Raw genomic sequence first — 19,746 nt, 5'->3', positions numbered from 1 at the left:
AAAGATGTGACACTGTTGAGCGCAATCATTCAGCAAGCCGAACGAATAGCAAGCGATTTTCTTCAAGAACAAGTGATATCGTCCTATCCGATCTTGGATAAAGGCATGGTCAATCAAGTTTACGTCGTTGAAACAGCGCATCGCAAAGTCGTTGTTCGCATGAACGATGAAGGCGCATATGCAGGCTATATGCAAGAACAATGGTGCATCGAACAATCCGCCGCAGCCGGCGTTCCCGGACCAGAGGTATTGGCAATCGGCATTGCAGATGGAGCAGCCTATATGATTCAATCCTTCGTAGAAGGAGAGAACGGGTTGGACAGCACGATGCCTAAGTCGGATATATGGAAGCAAATTGGCCGCTATACGAAGCATTTACTTAACATTCCGGTGAAGGGCTATGGGGAGAATCTCGTCGATGCCGATCAAGGCGTGTGGAGCTCGCCTCCTCATCCAGGTTCGGATGGCACTTGGCTAGGTTATGTGCAGCATAATATCAATAGCTTGAAGGACGATGATCCGTTGATCGCCCTCGGCGTGTATGCACCGATGCAATCGCTGCAGGTACGGCAGATTTTCGAGAGCATACGGCAAGAAACGTTCCAATTCGGTTTAACCCATAACGATCTTTCGTTGAAAAATACAATCATCGATCAGGCTGGCCAAGTGACATTAATCGATTGGGGCAACGCCGCTGTAAGCCCGGTTCCGCATGGCGATATCGTCGGTCTGATGCTGCATCAGTTAATCGAACAAGGCCTTAGCGACGAGGAATTCCGAGCTTTCCTGGACGGCTATGGCATTCACGAGCAATCTCTTGCTAGCTCCAGACAAATCTTGTTGTTAAAAACGTTCGATACAGTCAGATGGGCGATCGATCGTGCACCTGACTTGATCGACACCCATGTTGGATACGCGAAACTAGCTGTACGGCTGTTAATTTCAAATGGGGAAATCACACAATCGAAGGGGTAGTTCATATGGGAGAAAGACTTAACTGGGCAGGCAACTACCGCTACGGTTCGTCACAATTGCTTGAACCTGCGAATCTGGAAGAAGTACGCGATATCGTAATGAGCAGCGAGCGCATCCGCACGCTTGGATCGCGCCACTCCTTCAATGGAATTGCTGACACCACCGGTATCCAGCTCTCGCTTCGCAAGATGGATCGGGTTCTCGAGCTCGATCGGGAAAAACAAACCGTAACCGTTGAAGGCGGCATTCGATACGGTGAACTGGGCCATTATTTGAATAATCAAGGCTATGCCCTGCATAATCTGGCTTCGCTTCCGCACATCAGCGTCGCGGGCGCCGTTGCCACCGCAACGCATGGTTCAGGCGATCAGAACGCTGGACTAGCAGGCGCTGTCCACTCCATTGAGCTGGTGAAGGCCGATGGAGAAGTAACCGTACTTACACGTGGTGCGGATACTGATTTCGAGGGAGCGGTCGTTGGACTTGGCGGGCTTGGCGTCGTCGCGAAGCTGAAGCTGGACGTTGTACCTGCGTTCTCGATCCGTCAGACGGTATATGATCATCTCCCGCTAACAGCGCTGGATGCAGGCGGTTTCAACGAGATTATGTCCTCTGCATACAGCGTCAGCTTGTTCACGAACTGGGAAGACTCTGTGTTTAACCAAGTGTGGGTGAAGCGCAAGTTGATGGAAGGCGAGGATCCTTCCGAGGCAGCATCTACTGATTTCTTCGGAGCTGCATCTGCGCCAGCCAAGCGGCATCCCGTACCGGGTCAATCGGAGATCAACTGCAGCGAGCAGTTAGGCGTTCCAGGACCTTGGCACGAGCGTCTGCCTCATTTCCGTATGGACTTTACGCCGAGTGCGGGGAATGAGCTGCAGAGTGAATATTTTGTGCCGAGACGAAATGCGTTCGAAGCGCTTCGCGCGCTTGAAGGGCTGCGTGAGCGAATTGCGCCGCTGCTCTTTGTTTCCGAAGTTCGCTCCATTGCAGCCGATCACTTCTGGATGAGCCCGTGTTACCAGCAGGATAGTGTAGGTCTGCATTTTACATGGAAACCAGATTGGGAATCTGTCCGCCAGCTGCTGCCACTGATCGAACAAGCGCTTGCGCCATTCGAAGCACGCCCGCACTGGGCGAAGCTATTTGCGATGGAGCCTCAGAAGGTTCAATCACTGTATGCGCGGTTATCGGATTTCCGTCAATTGCTGCTTAAGTACGATCCAGCGGGGAAATTCCGTAACGCATTCCTAGATACTTACCTGTAAGAAGAACGAGGAGCAACAGCATAGTCGCACGTGTCAAATCGATGTAATCGAAAGGTTAGGAGAGATGGAGATGCATGTGAAGGTTATCGATCTGCAGCGAATAGAGCAGTCGCAGCTTATGCTCGTCGGCGGCAAAGGTTTGAATCTGGGGGAGCTGTCTCGAATTCAAGGCCTTCATGTTCCTGAAGGATTATGTGTGACAACCGAAGCCTATCAGCAAGCCATCGAATCAAACGAAACCTATCATGCCTTGTTGAAACGACTAACTATGCTGCAAGCAGAAGACCGAGATTCAATCGGACTGGTCGGCGAGCAGATTCGCCAGCTCATTATCGAGACCGAAATTCCATCCGATGTTGTGAGAGAGATACTACACGGCATCTCCCAGTTAGGCGAGGAACATGCATATGCCGTCCGTTCTAGCGCGACGGCTGAAGATTTGCCGCATGCTTCGTTCGCAGGGCAACAGGACACTTATCTCAATATCATTGGCACTGAAGCCATCCTGCAGCATATCAGCAAATGCTGGGCTTCCCTGTTCACGGATCGTGCAGTCATTTATCGTATGCGCAACGGCATTGATCATGGCCAAGTCTATATATCTGTCATTGTTCAAAAGATGGTGTTCCCTCAGGCTTCGGGCATTATGTTCACCGCCGATCCGATCACGATGAACCGGAAGCGGCTGTCTATCGACGCCGGCTTCGGACTGGGGGAAGCACTCGTATCCGGCATCGTATCCGCCGATAATTATCACGTTCAAGAAGATCATATCGTCGATAAGAGAATCGCAGCCAAACCATTAGCGATTTATGGCCGACCAGAAGGCGGAACGGAGACTCGACAGATCGCGCCCGAGCAGCAGAAGGATCAAACGCTAACGGATGAACAAATTCTGCAGCTGGCACGCATAGGAAGGCAGATTGAAGCTTCCTTCGGTCAACCGCAAGACATCGAATGGTGTTTGGCCCAAGATACGTTCTATATCGTGCAGAGTCGTCCAATCACAACGTTGTATCCGATACCGGAAGCGAATGATCAAGACAATCACGTGTACATATCTGTCGGCCATCAACAGATGATGACCGATCCGATGAAGCCACTCGGATTGTCATTCTACCTAATGACGACTCCGGCTCCTATGCGCACGGCTGGCGGAAGACTGTTCGTCGATGTAACAGCGATGTTGGCCTCACCAGGCCGAGAAAAGATATTGGAATCGTTCGGACAAGCCGAACCGCTCATCAAAGACGCTCTTATGACCGTAATAGAACGTGAAGATTTCATCAAGCCATTGACGGAAGAAGGAGCAGGTCCCGCTTCCGGTGACAAATCGAGAACGCCTGCATCGTTCCGACCGCCGGCTCCGATCGACAACGATCCTTCCATCGTTGCGGAATTGATCCAGAGCAATCAAGCATCTGTCGAAGAGCTGAAACAGACGATCCGTACGAAGTCTCGGGTGGAGTTGTTTGATTTTATTCGGGAAGACTTCCAGGAATTGAAGAAGTTCTTATTCGATCCTCGCAGCACCGCCGTGTTCATGTCGGCCATGAATGCTTCAGCCTGGATCAATGAGAACATGAAGCAGTGGTTAGATGAGACCAACGCAGCGGATAAGCTTACGCAATCAGTGCCGAACAATATTACGTCAGAGATGGGTCTCGCGCTGTTGGATGTCGCAGACGTGATTCGTCCTTACCCTGAAGTCATCGATTATCTGGAGCGTGTGCAAGCAGACGATTTCCTGGAAGAATTGGACAAGCTCGATGGCGGTCGTGAAGCGCAAACGGCCATCATTGCCTATCTCGACAAGTACGGCATGCGCTGCGCTGGTGAGATCGATGTGACGAGAACACGTTGGAGCGAGAAACCAAGTACGCTTGTTCCTTTGATTCTGGGTAATATCAAGAACTTTGAGCCTCATGAGAGCACTCGCAAATTCGAGCAGGGGCGGCAAGAGGCTTTGCAGAAGGAACAAGAACTGTTAGAGCGCTTGAAGCAGCTGCCGGATGGGGAACAGAAGGCCGCCGAAACGAAACAGAACATCGACCTTGTCCGCAATTTCATCGGCTATCGAGAATATCCGAAGTACGGCATGGTGAGCCGATACTTCGTGTACAAACAAGCGATGTTGAAAGAAGCCGAGCAGCTCGTACGCGCAGGAGTTATACGAGAGAAGGAGGATATTTTCTATCTCTCGTTTGATGAGCTTCACGAGGTCGTACGCACTCGGAAGCTGGATGAACAGATCATTCGTGATCGCAAAGCAGCATTTAAACACTATGAGAAGCTAGCGCCGCCGCGCGTTATCACGTCTGATGGGGAGATCTTCGCAGGAAAGTACAACCGAGACAATTTACCCGCTGATGCTATTGCTGGTCTGCCTGTTTCCACTGGGGTCATCGAAGGTCGGGCACGCGTCATCCTTAACATGGAGGATGCGGAGATCGAAGATGGCGATATTCTAGTGACCGCCTTCACCGATCCTAGCTGGACGCCATTGTTTGTATCGATCAAAGGCTTGGTCACCGAAGTTGGCGGCCTCATGACCCACGGTGCTGTGATCGCACGTGAATATGGCATTCCGGCAGTTGTCTGCGTGGAGAATGCGACGAAGTTGATCCAAGACGGGCAGCGAATCCGCGTGAATGGAACGGAAGGGTATATCGAGATTGTGAATGACTAATGAGGTTTTGAAGGGAACAGCTTCTCTTCTTCTGTCTATGAGGCAGAAGGGAAGCTGTTTTTTTGCATCCATTCTTTTATAATAGGAACATTGGTTAATTAGGATTGTGGGAGAGTTGTAACGAGATGGATGAAAGAGAGATTCAAACAATAATCGAATGGACTGAACAGGAGCTGCTGCCGCAGCTGACGCTGCACAGCGAACATCCTGGCGAGCCGATCCGAGTTGATCGATATCCGCATGGCTGGAAGCTGCTCGGCGCCGGCAACTACGCCGCTGTGTTCGTACCGTCCTTGCACGATATGGATCATTATGCCGTGAAGGTATACGCCCCTGGCCGGGAAGGCTGGGAGGAAGAGGTGGAAGTCTATCGCCGAATCGGCGATCATCCGGCGTACTCATGCTGCTACCATGCGGCAGAGGCGCAGGGGCTGCAATATCTCGTGCTGCGCCGCCTCAGCGGCAAGACGCTGTACAACTGCGTACTTGATGGCGATCATATACCTGAGCGCGCCATTGAAGATATCGACGAGGCGCTTGACTATGCAAGATCCCGCGGACTCCATCCGCATGATGTACATGGCAAGAACGTGATGGTATCGAAAGGTCGAGGGCTGGTCGTCGATATATCCGATTTTCTGAAAGAAGAGCCGTGCATGATGTGGGACGATCTAAAGCGTGCGTATACCCGCATTTATAAGCCGTTTCTGTCCAAACGTCCGGTCGCGATTCCGGAATGGGTCATGAACAGCGTGCGCCGCGGTTATCGGTTTATCCGCAGTTCATCAAGAAGCTAAATCGCTGGAACATGAGAGGAGCTTGCAGGGTTTCATTAAGGCCAAGCTATTGATCCGAGATTTGCATTAAACAATCGAATGATTCGAAAATAGAGGAGAAAGCAGCCGATCAAGGATTGGCTGCTTTTTTCGTTGTGCAAGTTGACACGATGAGTATTACTCGTTAAAGACGGGGATACCATAGAAGTTCGAGTTAACATTTCCAACTAGTGGAAAGGGGTTTTCATGATGACTCAACGTGTGGAAGGGGAACGAGGAGACCAGTCAATTGAAGGGCTGCTTCTCGCAGGGAGGACGGCGCTTATAACAGGAGCCGGCTCAGGAATCGGCAGAGCTGCGGCACTCAAGCTTGCCCGCGCTGGAGCGAACATCTGTCTGCTCGATCTAATCGACGAACGGACAGAGGACGTAGAGAAAGAAATACGCCGCATGGGCAGAGAGGCCGAATTCTATGATGTCGACGTGTCCGATCCAGGTCGAATGGAGCGCGCGATTCGCGCCGCAGCAGAGCGCTTCGGCAGTCTTGACGTGATATTCGCCAACGCGGGAATCAACGGCACGCTTGCCCCGATCGAGGACTTAACGCCGGAGGCGTGGGACCAGACATTGGGAATCAACCTAAGAGGAACATTCCTAACGGTCAAGAACGCTATTCCTCATATGAAAGGGAGCGGCGGCAGCATCATCATAACGAGCTCGATCAATGGCAATCGAACATTTTCCGGGTTCGGCATGGCCGCCTACAGCTCTTCCAAGGCCGGACAGGTCGCCTTCGCCAAGATGGCCGCATTGGAGCTCGCTCGTTACCGAATCCGCGTCAACGCGATCTGTCCAGGGGGAATCGAGACGAATATCGGAGAGAGCACCAAGAGCACGAAGCAGCTCGACAAGATCCGTATTCCGGTTGAATATCCAGAAGGGTCACAACCGCTTGAGCATAAATCTGGACGACCCGAGCAGGTGGCCGATCTAGTGCTGTTCCTCGCTTCGGAGCAGTCCAGCCACATCACCGGTACGGAGATTTATATCGACGGAGCCGAGACGCTTCTATAGGACAGCAGTGTTTCAGCCAATATAAAAATAACGGCAGCCAGTCGATCGGCTGCCGTGTTCATTTTGAACAATCGACTGTTATGCATTCTCTTGATCTGCACTCACCGTCTCAAGGCAAACAAGGAGCGCACACCAGCGGCATATGCTCCTTGTTTATTATCAACCTATCATTCTCATCTGTCTCATGCTTCATTTCCTTTGCATTTTCGGTATAACAGCCATTTCTGAAAGAGCAATCCAATTCCTATCCCAATGAAACAAAACAGAATGGAAAGCCAGACCGGTCCCAATCGAAAACCGGCTATTTCAAAGGTAGGGGAGAAAATCAAGCCTATCGTGAAGAAATAAGCAGCCATGACAAAAGGAATATAAGAGAAAGGTACCATACGATTTCCGCTATCCCGATAAGCATCCCATATCGAGAATAAATATAGGCACGGGTAGAACATCATCCAACCGTAATCGGCACTCTCGATCGCCTCTTGCGTCTCTCCATGAAAGCTCAAGATGATCACTTCATTTAAATTAGCTTGAGTATTGATCAATATTTCTAATGCTATAAACAATATTCCTTTTAGATATTTGCCATTTAGAAATTGACCGAAGCCCGGAAAGGCTATGCTCCACACCAGTTTTTCCATACCTTTACGTACTTCCCTTATCATATTGATTTAAATTTACATTGATTCTCCACCAACTTTGACCTTCAACATTTGAATGGGATCTCGTACTCCTACATCATGATCGTTCCCCTCCCGTAGAACGGCTATTCGGAAGAGCTTGTAATAATTGACTGTAATGGAGTGCGGTCGAACAGCGCATGATGAAATTGTCGTTTCGATATGGACGGAAATCAGAGGCTATGAACGAAAGCGCCCTATGTAAAATTCGAAATAAGACCCTAACTCGAAGGAGATGAATGTTCGGATGGACAAGACATTGAATGCAGCCGAGCAAGGCAAGTTGTGGGCAACCTATATGGGGAATACGATGTCCACATGTGTGTTGAACTACTTTCTTCAGCATGTTGAAGATCAGGACATCAAGAAAATAATTGAGTTCGCATTGGGCATTTCAAAACAATTCGTTCAAACGATAACGGATATCTTCAATCAAGAAGGATATCCGATTCCGGCAGGCTTTACCGAAGAGGATGTTAACCTTCAAGCGCCAAGGCTGTTTACTGATGACTTCTATCTGCATTACTTGAAATACACTGGCAAAGCAGGGATTAACCTTTATGGTATTGCGATACCTTATATGGTAAGAGCGGACACGCGGAATCTGATCACGCAATGCGTGGATCTTACTACGAAATTGTTAAATCAGGTGAATGAGATGTTGATCGCCAAAGGCTTGATCCTTGGGGCGCCAATTATTCCCTACCCGGAGCAAGTGGATTTCGTCAAGAAACAGAAATATTTGAACGGCTTCTTCGGTAAGGTCAGACCGCTGAATGCATTGGAAATTGCCCATCTACATGACAACGCCTTGAATAACGCAACAAGTAAAGTCGTTCTTATCGGTTTCCATCAGACGTCTCAATTACAACAAACCAAGGATTATTTTGCTAAGGGAATCGAAATCGCTGACAAGCATTTGGATAAATGCACCAAAATGCTTGAGGATGAAAATTTATCATCCGTTCCGCTTCTAGATCCCTTGGTGACAACGTCAACAACGCCTCCTTTCTCGGACAAATTGATGATGTTTCATAAGGTGGACATGTTCATCATGAGATTAAGAACGTATGGCAATGCGCTAGCTTTTGCTAGTCGGCATGATCTTGCCGCGCAATACGGAAAGTTTATTCTGGAGGTCGGAAATTATGTTGAAGATGGAGCTAACGTTCTGATCGATCACGGATGGTTGGAACAAATCCCTCAAGCTGCTGACCGAGAAGCCTTGGCATCGGTTTAATTTGATCTCACGCTCCGATTGACGATTGTTTTAATCAGAAAATCACTTATTTAGACATGAAAAATAAAAGGATTGGAGCGGAGAACAATCCCGATCCAATCCTTTTTCATAAGATAGCGAGCAGACTCGTCCCGCTCATTATCAGTTCCTAATTTTACGGTTCAATCCCCCATGCCAATGCACCATTTGCGTACCCGGTCATTTTCGTCCAATCCACGTAGCTGGAGCCAGCAGGGCTAAATGAGTAGTCGCCTGTTTGCGTATAGTTGCTCCAATCCGTACGTGCGATACGGATCTGGATCTCGGCCGAAGCGCCAGGCGCGAGCGTGCCTGCACCGCTTGTGAAGCCGATCTCGAAGTACGTATCGGCGCCTGTTTTCGGCGTCGACATCGTAACGAACGCACCCGTCAAGTTGCTGCTGCCGACGCTCGACCAATCGTACCAATAAGCTTGCGTTTTGTTATCGTCAATCGTGTAGTAGTAACGCAGCTTAACCGTCGAGAGATCCAGTGCGGTTGTGCCCGTGTTCACGATCTTGACGCGCGGTGCAATTGTGTTGATGGAAGAGGTCGTATTGCCGCTGTACATTTGGACTTTGAAGCTGCCCGCCGGCGTTGTTCCCGTAGGCGTCAACGAGATGACATTAGAGGTTGTCGATCCAGCTGTATTGGATGCAACGACACGGTAGTTATACAACGTGCCATTAACAGCCGTCATGTCCGTGTAGGTCAATCCAGTCAAGTTAGAAGCGATTGCTGTATAGGAGCCGCTTCCCGTTGCGCGCTCAACTTTATAAGCGGTTGCGCCCGTAGAAGCCGTCCAAGTCAACGTTGCTTGTGCGTTGCCAGCCGTGCCCGATACGGTGAGTGCGCCAGGCAAAACGACGGTCGTGTCAACAATAGATACCGCGAGAACTGGATCTGTACCTGCGCTGAAGTCGAACGTCAGATTCGTCGTGCCGACCGCTTGCGCGGCGAGATAACTTTTCTTAATCGTAACCGTCGTGCCCGATACCGTGTAATCCGTACCGGATACGAGGGAGGCTGAACCATTCTTAATGCCGCTTAGCGTATTGCCGTTCAACGTTAACATAACCGCAATATCGGCTTGGCTTGCCGTCTTCTTGTCGAACGTTGCGCTCGTAGGCGAAATCGTCGAATTGTTCACCGTGGACGTCATATCGACGATCGTTACGGCGAGTACGCGGTCGGTGCCTGCGCTGAAGTCGAACGTCAGGTTCGTCGTACCAACTGACTGTGCAGCCAGATAGCTTTTCTTGATCGTAACCGTCGTGCCCGATACGGTGTAATCTGTGCCGGATACGAGGGAGGTCGTGCTATTCTTAATGCCATTAAGCGTGTTGCCGTTCAGCGTCATCGTTACTGCGATGTCCGCTTGGCTGGCCGTCTTCTTATCGAAAGTTGCGCTCGTCGGCGTAATCGTCGAGCTCTGAGTTGGATTGCTGACCTTCAGATTAGGCAGCTCGTCCAACGTAATGACATAGTTGCTCTGATAGAGCGTAGTCAGCGTAGCTGGATAGTTAAACGCAGTGCTCATGAGATGCTCGCCGTACCAAGGGCAGAAGTAGAGCCATCCGGATTTCTCTTCCGTCAAGTTCTGTACGCTCGGAACGGTATCGTTCTCCGACATCGCCACCATTTTCTTGCCGCCCGTCATATTAACAAGCTGGTAGAAGATCGAAGTAATCGCATCTTCATTCGGTACGCCGGAGAGACCGTCATAGCGGTTGTAGACCGTATTGTATTTATCATAGCCGACAATATCTACCTTAGCGTCGCCAGGGTACCATTGCGGAGAAGTGCTGTAAGTGTAGCTGTTGTAGATCCAGATAATATTGTGCAGCCCATAGGTCTGCGTCAGCTCCGTATAGAGCAGGTTCCATAGCTGTTTGTACACCGTTGCGCCTGCTTTAGCCCACCAGAACCAAGCGCCTTCGCCATTCGCCCCGCCGTTGCCTTCTGCCTCATGGAATGGACGAAGCATGATCGGTACGCCGTTATCCTGCAGAATCTGCAGTTGTTCCGCCAAATCTTGAATCGCCAACTGCAAGTATTGATATTCTTTCGTTCCTGGAACGACTGCATTAGCCGTATTGAAGTTCGTATCCGTCGGTTTGTAGGTAGCGTCTTTCCAATCGACGAACTGTCCAAGCGTATAGGTGGTGAAATTCTTAGGCACATTGATGTGCCAACTCGCTGTTGCGATACCACCACGCGTGTTCACCCAGTCGATAACCCGATTGGTCGTGCCGTCTTCCCAGCCGTACAACGGATTGTAGTTCATGAAATCAAAGCCGCGGATTGCCGGATATTTGCCCGTCAAATTGTGAATCCAGTCAAACTCCAGCTCGGCATTGCCATCATTGCCGCCGCCGTAGATCTCCTGTTGACCTGAGATAATGTGGTCGCCGTACGCTTCTGTCAAATAATTCATCAGAAGCTGCGTTTCGGGCGTTGCTTGCGAATCGGTGAGGGTAGGGAGCGGGTTCAATGGATCAAGATTAGCAACGTCAACCGTGAATGAATCAAAATATGCGAATCCCCAACCAGCCTTCAGTTGGATCGTATTTACACCTGCAGTCAGCTTCTGATAACCAAAGTCGAAAATCGACCATGTGGTCGTGTAAGGAAGCATGAAGGAGCCCTTATTAACGCCATTAACAGTCAAATTCTGCAATCTGCCGTCAGGACTCAGTTCCTGCATAAACCGAGTGGTGATGGAATACATGCCGGTTGTCGGAACCGTCACGTTGAAGGTGATAGTCCCGGAGTTCTGCATCCAAACAAATCCCGTTCCCGTGTATCCTGGTTTCGGTGTCCCATAGATCGAAGTCGCTACTTGAAGATCGGAGCTAAGCGTAGCGTTCTCGCCTTCAATCGTGAATAGGGGAGTGGCGGCCGCATGTGCGGGCACGGATATCAAGCCTATCGCTAAAGCAAATGTTAGAACGATCGCGCTTGCCTTCTTAAGCCAAGTTTTCATTACCACTGTTCCTTTCCATATGGAATAAAATAACGAGCCTCCTGTTAACTCAACGCTTGTTAGCGCTTACATTACTGGCATGAGATTAGACCATCCCTCCTTTATTCGACGACTCTCTCTTTACGTGAAAGAGGAAACTAGCAGCGCTTTACTAGAAGAACATATCGTGAATCGAATGATTGAAATAGGCACTATAATGACATGTTGATGGTAATATAGGTACTATTTCATAACCTGGTCATTTAGGAATGGTGCTGTTACTCGCTCTAATGAACGATGAGATAGGAGAGAAGAGCGCTTGTACGTCTGTTTTTGTCTATTCAAACATGTGGATTGATGCACACCAAAAAGGAGCTCTTATGAGAACAGAGCTCCTCGTTCGTATCATCCACAACTAGCTTAAAGCTTGTTCAAGATCGGCAATAATGTCCGCGACCTCTTCGATTCCAATCGATAGACGGATCAGATTAGGCTTGATCCCGCCAAGCGCTCGATAGGATTCCGGAACGCTGTGGTGCACGGCTGTTACAGGCTGCGTAATTAGAGATTCTACAGAGCCTAAACTAACCGCACGAGTGAACAATTCAAGGCGATTCAGAAACTGATCGACCTCCAATTGACCGCCTTGCAATTCCACGCTCAGAACCCCGCCGAAGCCTGTCATTTGGTCAGCTGCCAGCTTATGTTGAGGATGACTCGGCAAACCCGGGTAATGCACGGTCTCTATTCTGGGATGCTGCTGCAAGTACTCCGCCACGAGCAGTGCATTCTCGTTATGACGCTGCACACGCAGACCTAACGTTTTCATCCCTCGAATGAGCAGCCATGCATCGAAACCATTGAGGTTGCCGCCTAATTTGCGATAAACGTCCGAGCAATTTTTTATGAACGCCTGTGTTCCCACAATAGCCCCAGCCATAACATCGCTATGTCCATTGATATATTTGGTGCAGCTATGAACAACAACGTCAGCTCCGAGCTCCAAAGGCTTCTGATTCAAGACCGAGAATGTATTATCTACAATCAATTGAACATCGTGTTCGTGCGCCAGATTGGCGACTTGGCGGATATCATAAATTTGCAGCGTTGGGTTACTCGGTGATTCTAACAAAATAAGCTTCGTATTCGGCCGGATGGCTTTCTTAACCGCATCGATATCGGCAGCATCGACAAAGCTCGTTGCAATTCCGAAGTTCGGGAGTAACGAATGCAGCAGACCGAAGCTGCCGCCATATATATCTGCATGGCTAATGATATGATCGCCATTCCCCGCAAGCGTAAGTATCGCCGTAGAGATCGCTGCCATTCCAGAGGCAAGCAGGAGAGCGGCTTCAGCGGCTTCTAATTGGGCAATTTTGGCTTCCGCAATTGCAAAGTTCGGATTGCTGAATCGGGTATAGATATGACCAGTTGATCTACCTTCCATTAGATCAAGCATGCTTTCATTGGACGGAAACGCAAACGTAGTTGTTTGATAAATAGGAGGTACTGCCGATCCCGTCGCAGGATCTGGCTTTTCTCCGGTATGGATCAGCCTTGTATTTAACCCTTGATATCTTGTGCTCAATCTTATCACCCTTTACTACATTATTGAGATCGTGTTAGTTCACAAGGGGCATATGTTATCTATACATTAGCGAGCTTTGATCTAGAATCGTTAAACGTACAGAAAATCGATTACGCCTGCGAAGTATTATCCAAGACCACATCATGAGGAATAGGCTTGGAGGAATCGCATGCATTCATTTAGTCGTCACAAGAATACAAAGAAAAAATCAGCTTGGAACAAGATCATCGCAATCGCGATGCTAGGCGCTATCACGATTACCGCGATAGGTATAGTCATCTTCAATCAATTGGTGACGAAACAGGATGTATCGCTGCTGATGAAACCGCTGCCTGCGGCGACCATCATATATGATCAAGACATGGAGGAAGTGCTTCGCCTCTCGCCTAGCAAGTCCGAACCTGTCGAATACGACAGCTTGCCGCAGCAATTGATCGAAGCGGTTGTAGCAGTAGAAGACAAACGGTTCTTCGAACATAGCGGCACTGATCTGCAAGGCATTGGCCGCGCTCTGATATCGAATCTATCGAGTGGCCGCACGGTACAAGGGGCGAGCACGATCACGCAGCAGCTCGCCAAAAATGTTTTCCTAACACAAGAACGAACCTGGACGCGCAAGTGGAAGGAGCTTCTGCTCGCGCAGAAAATCGAAAGAAATTACAGCAAACAACAAATCATGACGTTTTATTTGAACCAGATTTATTTTGGCGAGGGAGCTTGGGGGATCAAGAAAGCGGCTGAAATCTATTATGGCGTCCCGGTCGAGCAGCTTACGTTGTCGGAATCCGCATTGCTTGCCGGAATCATCAAAGCACCGTCCGCTCTGACACCGTACAGACATCCTGATGAAGCAAAAGCTCGAAGGAATGTTGTGCTGCAGCTCATGAAAGATCAAGGGAAGATTGATCAAGCCACTTATGACGCTTCGATTAAGGAGCCGCTGCATATTCGCAGCTCGAAGCCGGACAACAGCAATGTGATCAAGTATCCTTATTACATCGATGCCATGATTCGCGAAGCTGGCGAGAAGTATGGACTTACTCAGAATGAGGTGCTGCAGGGAGGGCTTCGATTCTATACGACCCTTAATAGTCAAATGCAAGAAGCTGTCGAGAGCGTCTATGCACAAGACAGCAATTTCCCGGCAAGCAGCTCGGACCAACTGATTCAAAGCGGTGCCGTACTCGTCGACCCCCGAGATGGGGGCATCAAAGCGCTTGTCGGCGGCCGCGGCGAGCAGCCATTCCGTTCATTTAACCGCGCCGTTCAGTTGAAGCGACAACCTGGCTCTACAATGAAACCCATATCGGTATATACACCAGCACTTGAGCATGGCTACTCACCAAATGATACGTTGATCGACGAACCGGTCAACTTTAATGGATACCAACCTCGTAACGCCGGCGGCAGTTACCACGGCGAGGTATCCATCTATGAGTCCATCATTCACTCCTATAACGTACCAGCTGTCAAGCTCTTGAACGAGTTAGGGATTGACGCCGGGATGGAAGCAGCCAATCGATTCGGATTAGAGCTTACGGATGCCGACCGAAACCTTGGACTTGCGCTGGGAGGGCTTCAGGAAGGCGTATCTCCGCTTGATATGGCGGAAGCCTTCAGTGTGTTTGCGAACGATGGGACAAGAATAGCTGCCCATGCCATTACACGGATCGAAACTGCCGATGGCGAGATCGTGGCTTCAGCCGAAACGGATAACAATAAAGCGATTATCGATCCTGCAATCGCAAGAACGATGACGTCAATGCTCGAAGGTGTGGTAACTGAAGGTACAGGCGTCGAAGCTGCAATAGCAGGTAGACCGATAGCCGGCAAGACGGGCACTACAGAAATGCCGGGTACGGACGGAGGCATGAAGGACAACTGGTTTGTCGGCTTTACGCCTCAGCTTGTCGGTGCGGTATGGCTTGGTTATGACCATACGGATACAAGTCATTATTTGACGACGACCTCCAAGGCTGCCGCAGCTGTATTCCAGAAGCTGATGAGCGAAGCGCTTAAAGATGAAGCGGTCATGAAATTTCCTAATGCTCCGGGTATTGCAGCCAAATCATCAATCACAAAAGGAGAGAAGAATAAGCCGGAGAAACCAGAGAAAGCTAAGCCTAATAAAGAGGAGAAGAAAAACAAGAAGCACTCGGACAAAGATGAGAAGAAGGAACATGAGAAGGGGAAAGGAAAAAAGAAGAAGGATGAAGATGATTGATTAAGCACCTGAAAGCCGCATAAACAGCGGCTTTTTTTGAGCACATCTATAATTAGACGTGTTTTTGTTTTGTTTCAAGTTACTTATACTAACAGGATATGTTTCCTTCAAGTTGAATAGATAATGAAGAAACGATTGAGTCGTAATCTAGTAATAAACATGGATGAATATGAAACGGTCGTTTTCGCTCATCATGAACCGGTCGACGAAGGAGGGGTTCGAGCTTATGCTAGAACAATCAACTGAATGTAACATAACGAACGCTTACATGATTCCATCCCCATATTGGGATATATTCAGTAAATGCCCTGGCGGCGTCTCCATCGCGACGGATCCGCTCTGCACAACGATTCTACATAATCGGAAGGCTGCCCGAATGCTCCGTGTATCGGAAGGCGAGGATTTCTCGCATTCATCCACCACTCCACCGCAAGTTAGTGTATATCGAAACCGGATCGTGATATCACCCGATGAGATGCCGATGCAGCGAACTGCCCGACATAAAATCGAAGTCCTTAATGAGGTGCTCGAGCTTGTCTGGGAGGATGGCCACCGCATGATATCGGTCTGGAACACGTCGCCGATTCTTGACGAAGCGGGGGAAGTACTCGGCGTACTGGCCACATCGGAGGACATTACAGAATTCGTACTGCAAGAACGTCAAATGAAAGCGGACAAAGAATATCTCGAGAGCTTAGTTGCGGAACGGAACGAAGAACAGTTAAAGCTTCGCAGCGAGTTAGAACGACTAGACCGGCTGAGCTTAGTAGCGCAAATGGCTGCAAGCATCAGCCACGAGGTGAGGAATCCGATCGCGACCGTAAGAGGCTTCCTGCAATTGATGAATAGTCTTCAGCCGACGGGGCAGCTCAGCCCGCATTACGATCTCATCATCAGCGAATTGGATCGTGCCAACGCCATTATCGGCAATTTCCTATCCTTGTCCAAATCACCTACCGACGATCGCGAGATGAGCGGTCTGCTCGATGTATTCATGGTAGTGATGCCGCTGCTCGAAGCAGATGCCTTAATGAGGGGGAAGAGGTTAACCTTCGAACAGCAAGCGGTATCGCACGTCTGCATGAACAAGAAGGAAATTCAGCAGGTGTTGATCAATCTCGTTCGAAACGGTCTGGAAGCTTCGCCTGTAGGAGCAGAAATCCGCGTCGAGCTGTTCGACAATTCTCATACGGTCGGATTTACGGTGCAGGACGAAGGAGAAGGGATGCCGCCTTCCGTGCTTGAGCGACTTGGAACACCATTCTTCACGACCAAAGGCAGCGGCACCGGACTAGGCTTGTCGATCTGTTATGAAATCATTAGCCGCCATGGGGCGGACATCAAGGTTGAGAGCAATAGCAGCGGGACGACGTTTACGGTTGCATTTCCTAAATGTCATGCAGCGCAAATCAATTAACGATTCCATCATTCGGTGCTTGACAATAGCCGCTGTTGAACTTATGATTATAAAAAATGTTTGCTACTTACTTTTTTATCGTTCACGTGATGCATAACATAGTCACAGAACAGCATGAGAGGTAATGTAGCGTTAGTCATAAACCATTATTGCATACTGATCTTCGGGGCAGGTGAAATTCCTGACCGGCGGTGAAGCTGTATAGCTAAGCCCGCGACTCTCCGAGCCGACTAGCGGCACAGAGACTGACTTGGTGTGAATCCAAGGCCGACGGTAAAGTCCGGATGGGAGAAGATCGCCTTATACAGCATGCCGACGGCATGTTCTATTTGGCCAGCCCCGTTTCGTATTGTCATTACGAAACGGGGCTTTTCTTTAGCAACTCCATAATAAGCCATATCATCCCTGAAGGTTGGATGCACGAGAAGGAGCATTCAACCATGAGTAACTTGATTTCTTCGCCATTGTTCAACAAACGAGCGATAAAACCCGCGTTTGGGTTTGTCGTACTTGGCTCCGCTTTATGGGGAGTCGACCCGCTGTTCCGCATGCTGCTGCTCGATTATCTTACTTCGACTCAGATTGCATTGATGGAGCACGTCATTCTAGTGCTGTTCATGGCTCCGGTGTTGTGGAAGCATCGCCAGCAGCTCCGCAAGATCAAGCTTCGCCATTTCGGTGCGCTTCTGTTCGTCTCATGGGGCGGTTCCGCACTTGCAACCGTTCTGTTCACGAAGGGGCTGGCAGCAGGCGATTTGAACTCGGTTCTTCTGCTTCAGAAGCTCCAACCCTTGTTCGCTATCCTGATGGCCAAGTGGCTGTTGAAGGAGAGGTTACCGAAATCATTCGGCATGCTGTTCTTCATTGCGATACTAGGCACATACTTACTGACCTTTGGCCTGAAGCTCCCGTTCTCCGATTATAGCGAAATGCTGCAGACAGGCAGTCTGATGGCGATTGGAGCGGCACTGCTGTGGGGCGGTTCCACCGTCATGGGTCGGTACTTGCTGCAAGCTGTCAATTACGAGACGGTGACATCGCTTCGCTTTATTCTAGCGCTCCCGTTTCTGCTTGCGTTGACCCTTGGAGAACACCAAGCATGGACGCTTCCGAGCGAGGCAAAAGGTATGACGCTTGTCGCCCTCAATCTGCTGCTGCAGGCGCTGCTGCCAGGACTTTTGAGCTTGCTGCTGTACTACAAGGGCTTGAGCGCCATCAAGGCTTCTTATGCCACACTGGCGGAACTAAGTTTCCCGATGGTTGGTGTGCTGATCAACTATGTTGTGTTTCAGCAGGCAGCGACCTTCACCCAAATCATTGGCTTCATCCTAATCTGGGCGACGCTGCTTATCATATCACGCCAGCAAGAACGTTCAGCCAGATCGGAAGGAATCGTCAGACCCGCGGCGATCTGATTTACCGCAATCCAGTCTGTGATAACCTATATGAACGCAAAACAAAAAGTCGCGATGATTCGCGACTTTTTGTTTTATCTGCTAAGCGACTGCTATGTACAATCAAGATTTGGGAATCTCATAATCGGGTTCCTTATTCGCTTCATATAAGCCTGAATACGATTTAAACCACCTGAACAAGTGGGTCACGATAACTTTCAGAATGGCGTACCCCGGAACCGCGAGAATAATGCCGACAATTCCGAATAGCTTCCCGGCCGTAAGGATAACGAAAATAATCGTGATCGGATGGATGCGCATCGCTTTGCCCATAATTTGAGGCGTAATGAGTTTACCTTCGAAGAGCTGAATAAGCGTCCATACGACGACCATTTTCAACAGCATGATCGGGGAGGTAACCATGGCGACAACTAACGCTGGAGCAATTGCAATCGCAGGCCCCAAATAAGGAACGACGCTCGTGCAGGCTGCAGTGACAGCCAGAACGAGTGAATAATCCAATCCTATAATTAAGTAACCAATGTATAAAAGTACACCGACACAAAGGCTGTCAAGAATTTGCCCGCGAATATAGGAGCTGATCTGGTGATTCATCTCCAGCATGACGGTGAACGAACGATTACGTAATTTGGTCGGCAGAAAATCAAGCACATAGGGAGCTAATTTGCGACGATCTTTCAATAGGTAGAAGAGAATAAACGGAACGACGATAATCGACAGCACGGTTTCAGTAAGCGCGCCAACGAATCCGCCAATGCTATTCCATGCATTGTTAAGAATATTAGTTGCATAACTCGAGAAGGCATCGGTCATGCTTGCAGCATCAAATCCAGTCGCTTGCTGGAATTGGTTGAAGTACTCGCTGCCGATCAGGTCTTCGAATCGGAGCTGCGCTTCTCGGCTAAATGCTGGGAATTGATCGATTAATCCTGTGATTTGTTCCTTTAACAGCGGAATGACTGCGAGAACGATCAGTGTAATGATGCCAGCAACTAGTAAATACAGAGCCAATATGGAATAGGCCCGTTTAATATTCCGCTTCTCTAAGAACTCGACGATCGGATTAAGCAGATAGTAAGCGACGCCGGTTAGCAGAATAGGCAGGAACACCGTTTCAAGCAAAATCTTCAGCGGATGGAATACAAAGGTTATCTTGCTAATGACAAAAATATTCACCCCAATCATTAGTAAGATAAGAAGGAAACTGAACAACTTCTGATTCAAAAGCATGAACTTCAATCTCTCCGTCACCTGACGTGTTTTGGTCAACGGGACGCACGTCCTTTCATTCATAAAGAAGGCTCGTCAAACGTATGATAGCGATTCAAACGCTTAACAACTAACCACATATATACATCATACTGGTGTCTAGAACAGAGTTCAAATGAAGTGCGTCATGTAGACGATCTTTTTATCA

The 19,746-nt window shown here is 49.2% G+C and carries 13 protein-coding genes and 1 riboswitch; of the genes, 9 read left to right on the top strand and 4 right to left on the bottom strand.

The window, feature by feature from the left end; translation table 11 throughout:
- Positions 1–6 precede the first annotated feature (6 nt).
- The 5 genes from SBI19_RS18900 (at position 7) to SBI19_RS18880 (ending at position 6,782) form a co-directional block, all read left to right on the top strand.
- Positions 7–975 (top strand): phosphotransferase family protein, encoded by a 969-nt coding sequence (locus SBI19_RS18900; RefSeq protein WP_317971016.1) that lies wholly within the window; start codon positions 7–9, stop codon positions 973–975.
- A gap of 5 nt (positions 976–980) precedes the next feature.
- Positions 981–2,243, top strand: a complete 1,263-nt coding sequence (locus SBI19_RS18895) for an FAD-binding protein (RefSeq protein WP_317971014.1) — start codon at positions 981–983, stop codon at positions 2,241–2,243.
- A gap of 70 nt (positions 2,244–2,313) precedes the next feature.
- Positions 2,314–4,932, top strand: coding sequence for a phosphoenolpyruvate synthase (ppsA, locus tag SBI19_RS18890; protein WP_317971012.1), 2,619 nt, complete (start codon positions 2,314–2,316; stop codon positions 4,930–4,932).
- Positions 4,933–5,057: 125 nt separating this feature from the next.
- Positions 5,058–5,729, top strand: a complete 672-nt coding sequence (locus SBI19_RS18885) for a serine/threonine-protein kinase (RefSeq protein WP_317971010.1) — start codon at positions 5,058–5,060, stop codon at positions 5,727–5,729.
- A 228-nt stretch (positions 5,730–5,957) separates the two neighbouring features.
- Complete coding sequence (locus SBI19_RS18880) at positions 5,958–6,782, top strand: SDR family oxidoreductase (RefSeq protein ID WP_317971116.1); 825 nt, start codon at positions 5,958–5,960, stop codon at positions 6,780–6,782.
- Between the two features lie 182 nt (positions 6,783–6,964).
- On the opposite strand, the gene SBI19_RS18875 is transcribed toward SBI19_RS18880, so the two are convergent.
- The gene (locus tag SBI19_RS18875) at positions 6,965–7,423 is read right to left on the bottom strand and encodes a hypothetical protein (protein ID WP_317971008.1); all 459 of its coding nucleotides are present in this window, start codon (positions 7,421–7,423) and stop codon (positions 6,965–6,967) included.
- Between the two features lie 286 nt (positions 7,424–7,709).
- Here SBI19_RS18875 and SBI19_RS18870 point away from each other — a divergent pair, with 286 nt between their 5' ends.
- On the top strand, positions 7,710–8,702 hold the full coding sequence (locus SBI19_RS18870) for a DUF3231 family protein (protein WP_317971006.1): 993 nt from the start codon (positions 7,710–7,712) through the stop codon (positions 8,700–8,702).
- A 154-nt stretch (positions 8,703–8,856) separates the two neighbouring features.
- On the opposite strand, the gene SBI19_RS18865 is transcribed toward SBI19_RS18870, so the two are convergent.
- Positions 8,857–11,706, bottom strand: a complete 2,850-nt coding sequence (locus tag SBI19_RS18865; RefSeq protein WP_317971004.1) for a X2-like carbohydrate binding domain-containing protein — start codon at positions 11,704–11,706, stop codon at positions 8,857–8,859.
- Between the two features lie 394 nt (positions 11,707–12,100).
- The gene (locus SBI19_RS18860; RefSeq protein ID WP_317971002.1) at positions 12,101–13,282 is read right to left on the bottom strand and encodes a trans-sulfuration enzyme family protein; all 1,182 of its coding nucleotides are present in this window, start codon (positions 13,280–13,282) and stop codon (positions 12,101–12,103) included.
- Between the two features lie 160 nt (positions 13,283–13,442).
- Between SBI19_RS18860 and SBI19_RS18855 the strand changes: the two genes are divergently transcribed.
- The 3 genes from SBI19_RS18855 (at position 13,443) to SBI19_RS18845 (ending at position 18,329) form a co-directional block, all read left to right on the top strand.
- Positions 13,443–15,497: a transglycosylase domain-containing protein gene (locus SBI19_RS18855; protein WP_317971000.1), complete on the top strand. Its 2,055-nt coding sequence runs from the start codon at positions 13,443–13,445 to the stop codon at positions 15,495–15,497.
- Between the two features lie 226 nt (positions 15,498–15,723).
- Complete coding sequence (locus tag SBI19_RS18850; RefSeq protein WP_317970998.1) at positions 15,724–16,914, top strand: ATP-binding protein; 1,191 nt, start codon at positions 15,724–15,726, stop codon at positions 16,912–16,914.
- A gap of 155 nt (positions 16,915–17,069) precedes the next feature.
- A riboswitch (FMN riboswitch) is annotated at positions 17,070–17,214 on the top strand.
- 140 nt (positions 17,215–17,354) lie between these two features.
- Positions 17,355–18,329 (top strand): DMT family transporter, encoded by a 975-nt coding sequence (locus tag SBI19_RS18845; RefSeq protein ID WP_317970996.1) that lies wholly within the window; start codon positions 17,355–17,357, stop codon positions 18,327–18,329.
- A 102-nt stretch (positions 18,330–18,431) separates the two neighbouring features.
- Here SBI19_RS18845 and SBI19_RS18840 read toward each other — a convergent pair whose 3' ends face one another.
- Positions 18,432–19,598 (bottom strand): AI-2E family transporter, encoded by a 1,167-nt coding sequence (locus SBI19_RS18840; protein ID WP_483312312.1) that lies wholly within the window; start codon positions 19,596–19,598, stop codon positions 18,432–18,434.
- Positions 19,599–19,746: the final 148 nt, after the last annotated feature.

The sequence above is a fragment of the Paenibacillus sp. CCS19 genome (assembly GCF_033239625.1).
Classification (GTDB): Bacteria; Bacillota; Bacilli; order Paenibacillales; family Paenibacillaceae; genus Paenibacillus_T.
This window is presented reverse-complemented; position numbering and strand designations above follow the sequence as displayed.